At 68.5% G+C, this 7,858-nt stretch carries 5 protein-coding genes; all 5 read right to left on the reverse strand.

Going from position 1 to position 7,858, the window contains the following annotated elements:
* Positions 1-447, reverse strand: a 447-nt coding sequence (locus ACTIR_RS26610) for a DivIVA domain-containing protein (protein ID WP_026454550.1), incomplete at its 3' end; no start/stop codon positions are given.
* A gap of 254 nt (positions 448-701) precedes the next feature.
* Positions 702-1,592 (reverse strand): mycobacterial-type methylenetetrahydrofolate reductase, encoded by an 891-nt coding sequence (locus tag ACTIR_RS0112545; protein WP_026454551.1) that lies wholly within the window; start codon positions 1,590-1,592, stop codon positions 702-704.
* Positions 1,593-1,697: 105 nt separating this feature from the next.
* Positions 1,698-3,155, reverse strand: coding sequence for an adenosylhomocysteinase (gene ahcY, locus ACTIR_RS0112550; RefSeq protein WP_026454552.1), 1,458 nt, complete (start codon positions 3,153-3,155; stop codon positions 1,698-1,700).
* Positions 3,156-3,222: 67 nt separating this feature from the next.
* Positions 3,223-6,771: a methionine synthase gene (metH, locus tag ACTIR_RS0112555; protein WP_026454553.1), complete on the reverse strand. Its 3,549-nt coding sequence runs from the start codon at positions 6,769-6,771 to the stop codon at positions 3,223-3,225.
* 6 nt (positions 6,772-6,777) lie between these two features.
* The gene (locus ACTIR_RS0112560; protein WP_007024500.1) at positions 6,778-7,755 is read right to left on the reverse strand and encodes a carbohydrate kinase family protein; all 978 of its coding nucleotides are present in this window, start codon (positions 7,753-7,755) and stop codon (positions 6,778-6,780) included.
* Positions 7,756-7,858: the final 103 nt, after the last annotated feature.

Genomic DNA, 7,858 nt, shown 5'->3' on the forward strand with positions numbered 1-7,858 from the left:
CTCGGCCTCCCAGCGGGCGCGGCGCTCGGCCAGCTCGTCCTGCCTGCGCTCGTGTTCGCGCAGCATGTGTTCCTCGCGGGCGTCCAGCTCCGCGGCGCGGTCCCGCGCGGCGGCCTCCGCCTCGGCGCGGATCTCGAGCGCCTCGGACTCCGCGAGCTCCACCATGCGCAGCAGACGTTCGGACAGCCCGTCCGACTCCACCGGGGTGCCGCAGACGCGGTCGAACCGGTCGCGCAGACCGTCGTAACTCTCCCGCAGGGCCGCCAGCTCCGTGCCGTATCTGTGCGCGCGCTGGGCCGCGGCGTCCCGTTCCGCGGCCAACAGCCGCACGGTCTCCACGACGCCCCGCACGTACTCGTCCACCTGGTCGCGGTCGTAACCCCGCCACGTCACCGGAAAAACGGTGCGCGGCGGCACCTGGCCGTCCGGTTCTGCTGCGCTGCTCATTTCCACCTCGCCCCGACTCGCGTTGGATCGGCCAACCCTAAACGCACGTGTCGACAAGGATAGTGAGGTGGTCCACCCCATGATCGAGAGGTGTCGTCGCCCACCGGGCCTCGCACGGGGCCCGGCGGTGTCCCGCGCGCGGACGCCGGCCCGCGGGCGGGTGGGACGGTGGTGACCGCTCGCCGTTGAACGGCCACCACCAGCTTCGACGCGCGACCGCGTGCCTCAGCGGTCGCGGGTGTGCCCGGTACGGCTCACCGGTCGTTCAGCGGCGACCAGTGGTCGAGCATCTCCGCGAACGTCTCGAAGGCGGGCTTCGACGGCCCGTACGGGGCCTCGAGGTGGATGCTCAGCGGGAAGCCGAGCTCACCCACCCCGTCGACGACCCGCTTGTACAGGTCGACGACCGCCTTCTTCCGTTCCGCGAAGCTCTTCTCCGCGACCCGGGCGACGAACTCCTGTTCCTGCTTGACCACGTCGTTGCCGGGGTCCTGGATCAGCCAGTCGATGAGGCCGACCTTGGTCTCCGCGCTCGGGATGAACCCGAACGACAGCAGGATCTCCGGCCGGTGCGAGGTCTGCCGGGCGAAGTCGGCCAGGAAGTCGACGATCGCCTCGGAGAACAGCAACTGCGTCATGGCGAACGTGGCGCCACTGTCGCACTTGAAGTTGAACCGGCCCTGCTCCCCCTCACGGGTGGGGATCAGGATGACGCCGCGGTTGTCCACGACGTCGGTGAACTCGGACAGCGCGTCCGTCGGGGGCATGCCCGGCCCGTCGCCGTCGCTCATGGTCCGCGGCACCCCGACGAAGGTGATGCCGTCCATGCCCGAGTTCCGCAGCGAGCGCAGCCGCTCGGTGAGCTGCGGCTTGTCATGGAACGCCGTGACCTGCGTGCACAGGCCGCGCACGTCCCCGATCACCGGCCGGACCGTCTCCCAGAAGTCCAGGGTGTCCATCTTGGGCTTCATCTCGATGGGACGGTCGGGGTCCTCGGCGATCATGCCGGGAATCATCAGGTGCTTGATCTGATCGGTCATCCCAGTCGCGCGGCAACTGTCGACGACCTTCTGGCCCACTTCCACCGCCTCATCGACACCGCCGTCGAGGTTCGGTGGAACGAGTTCCAGTGCGATGGTCTTCATGCTTCTCTCCGCTCCGTTCGCCGTCACCGACCGCCTGGGCCCCGACCCCACGCAGGCCCCCGCACGGGGCGGGGCCTGCGTGGGGCGGGACCGACGAGGTGAGGCTCAGTAGCGGTAGTGCTCGGGCTTGTACGGGCCCTCGACGTCGACGCCGATGTACTCGGCCTGCTCCTTGGTCAGCTTGGTCAGCTTCACGCCGATGGCGTCCAGGTGCAGCAGCGCGACCTTCTCGTCGAGCTTCTTCGGCAGGACGTAGACCTGCTTGTCGTACTCACCGGGCTTGGTGAACAGCTCGATCTGGGCCATCACCTGGTTGGTGAAGCTGTTGGACATCACGAAGCTCGGGTGGCCGGTCGCGTTGCCCAGGTTCAGCAGGCGGCCCTCGCTGAGCACGATGATCGAGTGGCCGTCGGTGAACCGGTACTCGTGCACCTGCGGCTTGATCTCGATCTTCTGGATGCCCGGGGTCTTCTCCAGGCCGGCCATGTCGATCTCGTTGTCGAAGTGGCCGATGTTGCCGACGATGGCCTGGTGCTTCATCCGGGCCATGTGGTCGGCGGTGATGATGTTGAAGTTACCGGTCGTGGTCACGAAGATGTCGGCCGTCTCGACGACGTCCTCCATCGTGACGACCTCGTACCCCTCCATCGCGGCCTGCAGCGCGCAGATCGGGTCGATCTCGGTGACCACGACGCGGGCGCCCTGGCCCCGCAGCGACTCGGCGCTGCCCTTGCCGACGTCACCGAAGCCGGCGATCACGGCGGTCTTGCCCGCGATCAGCGTGTCGGTGGCGCGGTTGATGCCGTCCACCAGCGAGTGCCGGCAGCCGTACTTGTTGTCGAACTTCGACTTGGTGACCGAGTCGTTGACGTTGATCGCCGGGAAGAGCAGGTCACCGGTCTTGGCGAAGTCGTAGAGACGCTTCACACCGGTGGTGGTCTCCTCGGTGACACCCTTGACCGCCTCGGCGATCCGGGTGAACCGCCCGGAGTCCGCGGCCAGGCTCTTGCGCAGGGTGGACAGGACGACCTTGAACTCGTCCGGGTCCTCCTCGGTGGCCTCCGGCACGGCGCCGGCGGCCTCGAACTCGACACCCTTGTGCACGAGCAGCGTCGCGTCGCCGCCGTCGTCCAGGATCATGTTCGGGGCCTGGTCACCGAACTGGAACAGCTGGTCGGTGCACCACCAGTAGTCCTCCAGCGTCTCGCCCTTCCAGGCGAAGACCGGGACACCGGCGGGCTTGTCCGGCGTGCCGTTCGGGCCCACGACGACCGCCGCGGCGGCCTCGTCCTGGGTCGAGAAGATGTTGCACGACACCCAGCGGACCTCGGCACCGAGCTCGACGAGCGTCTCGATCAGCACGGCGGTCTGCACGGTCATGTGCAGCGAACCCGCGATCCGGGCGCCCTTGAGCGGCTTGGACGCCGCGAACTCCTTGCGAGTCGCCATCAGGCCGGGCATCTCGTGCTCCGCCAGCCGGATCTGGTGCCGCCCGGCCTCGGCCAGGTTCAGGTCGGCGATGGCGAACTCGAGACCGTTCACCTTCTGCAACTTCGCGCTCATGTTTTCCTTTCCCTCGTTGCGGGTCGTGCCCGCTGATCAGGTTCCGCCCGCGGGTCGTGCCCGCGGATCAGGTGTTGAAGTACTTCGCCTCGGGGTGGTGCGCCACGATCGCGTCCGTGGACTGCTCCGGATGCAGCTGGAACTCCTCGGACAGCTCCACACCGATCCGCTCGGCGTCCAACAGCTCGACGATCTTGGCACGGTCCTCCAGCTCCGGGCACGCGCCGTAACCGAGCGAGAACCGCGCGCCCCGGTAGCCGAGCTTGAAGAACTCCTCCACGTCCTCCGGGTCCTCGTCGGCGACCGGCTTGCCCGAGGAGAACGTCAGTTCCTGCCGGATGCGGCGGTGCCAGTACTCCGCCAGCGCCTCGGTGAGCTGCACCGAGAGTCCGTGGATCTCCAGGTAGTCCCGGTAGGCGTCCTTCGCGAACAGCTCGTTGGCGTGGTCGGCGATCGGCTGGCCCATCGTGACCAGCTGCAACGGCAGCACGTCGACCTGCCCGGTCTCCTGGGCCTTCTCCTTGGACCGGTAGAAGTCCGCCAGGCAGAACCGCCGGTCCCGGCGCTGCCGGGGGAAGGTGAACCGCATCCGCTCCGGGGCGTCCGGCTCGTCCTTGTCCAGCACCACCAGGTCGTTGCCCTCGGAGTAGCACGGGAAGTAGCCGTAGACCAGCGCGGCGTGCTGCAGGATGCCCTTGGTCGACAGTTCGTCGATCCAGGCCCGCAGCCGCGGCCTGCCCTCGGTCTCCACGAGCTCCTCGTAGGTCGGGCCCTCGCCCTTCTTGGACCCGCGCAGACCCCACTGGCCGAAGAACGTGGCACGCTCGTCCAGCACCGCCAGGTAGTCGGCGACCGAGAGCCCCTTGACGACCCGCGAACCCCAGAAGGGCGGGGTCGGCACCGGCACGTCCGGGTCGACGTCCGACCGGGTCGTGTCGTCCAGGCTCGGCTCCGGCTCCTGCTCGGCCTTGCGCTTCTCGGCGATGCGCTTGGACCGTTCGCGGCGGGCCTTGCGCTCCTCGCGCTTGGCCTTCTCCGCCTCGTTCTCCTCCAGGGCCTCGCCGCGCTTGACCGCCATGATGCGGTCCATCAGCGTGAGCCCCTCGAAGGCGTCCTTGGCGTAGTGGACCTCACCCTCGTAGACCTCGTCGAGGTCGTTCTCCACGAAGGTCCGGGTCAGGGCCGCGCCGCCGAGCATCACCGGGAACTTGTCGGCCACCCCGCGGGAGTTCATCTCCTGCAGGTTGTCCTTCATGATCACCGTGGACTTCACCAGCAGGCCGGACATGCCGATCGCGTCGACCTTGTGCTCCTCGGCGGCGTCCAGGATGGCGTTGATCGGCTGCTTGATGCCGATGTTGACCACGTCGTAGCCGTTGTTCGACACGATGATGTCGACCAGGTTCTTGCCGATGTCGTGGACGTCGCCCTTGACGGTGGCCAGCAGGAGCTTGCCCTTGCCGCCCGAGTCGTCCTTCTCCATGTGCGGCTCGAGGTGCGCGACCGCGGTCTTCATCGCCTCGGCCGACTGGAGCACGAACGGCAGCTGCATCTGCCCGGAACCGAACAGGTCGCCCACGACCTTCATCCCGGCGAGCAGGTCCTCGTTGACGATCTGCAGCGGCTTCTTCTCCTGCATCGCCTCGTCGAGGTCGCCGTGGAGGCCGTTGAGCTCGCCGTCGATGATGCGCTTCTGCAGCCGCTCGAACAGCGGGAGCTTGGCCAGCTCCTCCGCGCGGGAGGCCTGGTTCGAGGACGCGGTCTTGCCCTCGAACAGGCCCATGAGCTTCTGCAGCGGGTCGTAGTCCTCGGCACGCCGGTCGTAGACCAGGTCGAGCGCCACCTGCTTGGGCTCGTCCTCGATCTTGTTCATCGGCAGGATCTTCGAGGAGTTCACGATCGCCGAGTCGAGCCCGGCCTCGCGGCACTCGTTGAGGAACACCGAGTTGAGCACCTGCCGCGCCGCCGGGTTCAGCCCGAACGACACGTTCGACAACCCGAGCGTGGTCTGCACGCGCGGGTGGCGCTGCTTCAGCTCGCGGATCGCGTTGATCGTCTCGATGGCGTCCTTGCGGACCTCCTCCTGGCCCGTGGTGATCGGGAACACCAGGAGGTCGATGATGACCGCCGACTCGTCGAGACCCCAGTTCTCGGTGAGGTCGGTGATGGCCCGTTCGGCGACCCGGAGCTTCCAGTCCGCGGTCCGCGCCTGGCCCTCCTCGTCGATGCAGGTGACGACCACGGTCGCACCGTGCTCGACCGCCATCCGCATGACCCGGTCGTAGCGGCCGCCGGGCTCGGTGCCGTCCTCGTAGTTGATCGAGTTGATCGCGCACCGGCCGCCGAACCGCTCCAGGCCCGCCTCGATGACGTCGGCCTCGGTCGAGTCGACCATGACCGGCAGCGTGGAGGACGTCGCCAGCCGCGAGGCCAGCTCGATCATGTCCTCGGTGCCGTCCCGGCCCACGTAGTCCACGCAGAGGTCGAGCATGTGCGCGCCCTCGCGGGTCTGCGCCTTGGCGATCTCCACGCAGTCGTCGTAGCGCTGCTCCAGCATCGCCTCGCGGAACGCCTTCGAGCCGTTGGCGTTGGTCCGCTCGCCCACGTTGAGCAGGGAGGCCTCCTGCTCGAACGGGATCGCCTGGTACACCGACGACACCGAGGGCACGACCTCCGGCTCACGCTCCTTCGGCGTCAGGCCGGACACCGCGTCGACCACCGCGCGCACGTGCTCACCGGTGGTGCCGCAGCAACCGCCGACCAGCCGGGCGCCGAAGTCGGTGACGAACTCCTTCAGCGACGCCGCCAGCTCGTCCGGCTGCAGCGGGTACACCGCGCCGTTCTCCCCGAGCTCGGGCAGACCGGCGTTGGGCATCACCGAGATCGGCACCGTCGCGTGCTCGGCCAGCACCCGGAGGTGCTCGGTCATCTCCGCCGGGCCGGTGGCGCAGTTCATGCCGATCATGTCGATGCCGAGCGGCTCCAGCGCGGTCAGCGCCGCGCCGATCTCGGAGCCGACCAGCATGGTGCCGGTCTGCTCGACCGTCACCTGCGCGATGATCGGGATGCGCCGGCCCGCCTGCGTCATGGCGCGCTTGGCGCCGACGATCGCGGCCTTCGTCTGGAGCAGGTCCTGCGACGTCTCGACGAGCACCGCGTCCGCGCCGCCGTCGAGCAGGCCGAGCGCGTTCTCCTGGTAGTAGTCCCGCAGCAGCGCGTAGGGGGCGTGCCCGAGCGTCGGCAGCTTGGTCCCGGGGCCCATCGAGCCGAGCACGAACCGGGGCTTGTCCGGCGTCGAGTACTCGTCGGCGCACTCGCGCGCCAGCGAGGCGCCCTTCTCGGCCAGGTCACGGCAGCGGTCGAGGATGTCGTACTCGCCGAAGTTGCCGTAGTTGGTGCCGAACGTGTTCGACTCGATCGCGTCGGAACCCGCCTCGAGGAACCCGCGGTAGATCGAGCGGACGACGTCCGGCCTGGTCTCGTTCAGAATTTCGTTGCAGCCCTCGAGCTGGGCGAAGTCGTCCAGCGTGAGGTCGTACTCCTGCAGCGCGGTACCCATCCCACCGTCGGCGACGAGCACCCGGCGCTGCAGTTCGTCGAGAAAACGACTATCCATGATGATTCACACCCGCAGCTTGGACTCGATCTCGGCCGCGGCGTCGTTGCCGTAGGCCCTGGCCACGCGGTCGGAGAAGTCCGCACGGTCGAGCGGGTACTCCTGCGGGCCGACCGTCTCGAGCACGATGCTCGCGAGTGCACAGCCGGCCTGCGCCGCCCTCTCCATCGTCATCTTACGGCTGATTCCCCACAGGAAGCCGGATCGGAACGCGTCGCCGACCCCGGTCGGCTCCACCGGCTCCACGTCCGGGATGGCGGGCAGCGAGATCGTGTCGTGGCCGCGGCCCTCGATCCGCACGCCCTCGCCACCGTGGGTGCTGACCCAGGTACCGACGCGGTCCAGGACCTCGTCGGCCGACCAGCCGGTGTGCTTGAGCAGCAGCGAGCTCTCGTACTCGTTGGTGAACAGGTAGGCCGCGCCCTCGACGAGCTTCTTCACGTCCTCGCCCGGCATGATCGCCAGCTGCTGGGAGATGTCGGCCGCGAACGGGATGCCGCGCTGGCGGCACTCCTCGGTGTGCCGCAGCATCGCCTCGGGGTCGTTGGGCGCGATGACCACCAGGTCCAGCTCGCCCACGCGGTCGGCGACGGCCTGGATCTCGATCTCGCGGGCCTCGCTCATCGCCCCGGCGTAGAAGGAGGCGAGCTGGTTCTGGGTCTCGTCGGTGGTGCACATGAAGCGCGCCGTGTGCTTGTCGGCGGAGACGTGCACCGACTTGGTGTCCACGCCGTGCCGCTCCAGCCAGGAGCGGTAGTCGTCGAAGTCGTGGCCGACCGCGCCGACCAGGATCGGCGTCAGGCCCATGCGGCCCAGCGCGAACGAGATGTTCGCCGCCACACCGCCCCTACGGATCTCCAGGTCTTCGACCAGGAACGACAGCGAGACGTTCTCCAGCTTGTCGGCGACGAACTGGTCGGCGAACTTGCCGGAGAACGACATCAGATGGTCGGTCGCGATGGATCCGGTCACCGCAATGCGCATTCAGGCACTCCTCGGAAAAAGGCTGCCCCGGTGGGGGACGGGCCGCCGTGGTGGGGCGGCCCGCTCCACCGGCCCGCCCCGGTGGTCGTGCACCGGGGCGGGC

It is taken from the genome of Saccharomonospora iraqiensis subsp. iraqiensis, from assembly GCF_000430445.1.
Taxonomy (GTDB): Bacteria; Actinomycetota; Actinomycetes; order Mycobacteriales; family Pseudonocardiaceae; genus Saccharomonospora; species Saccharomonospora iraqiensis.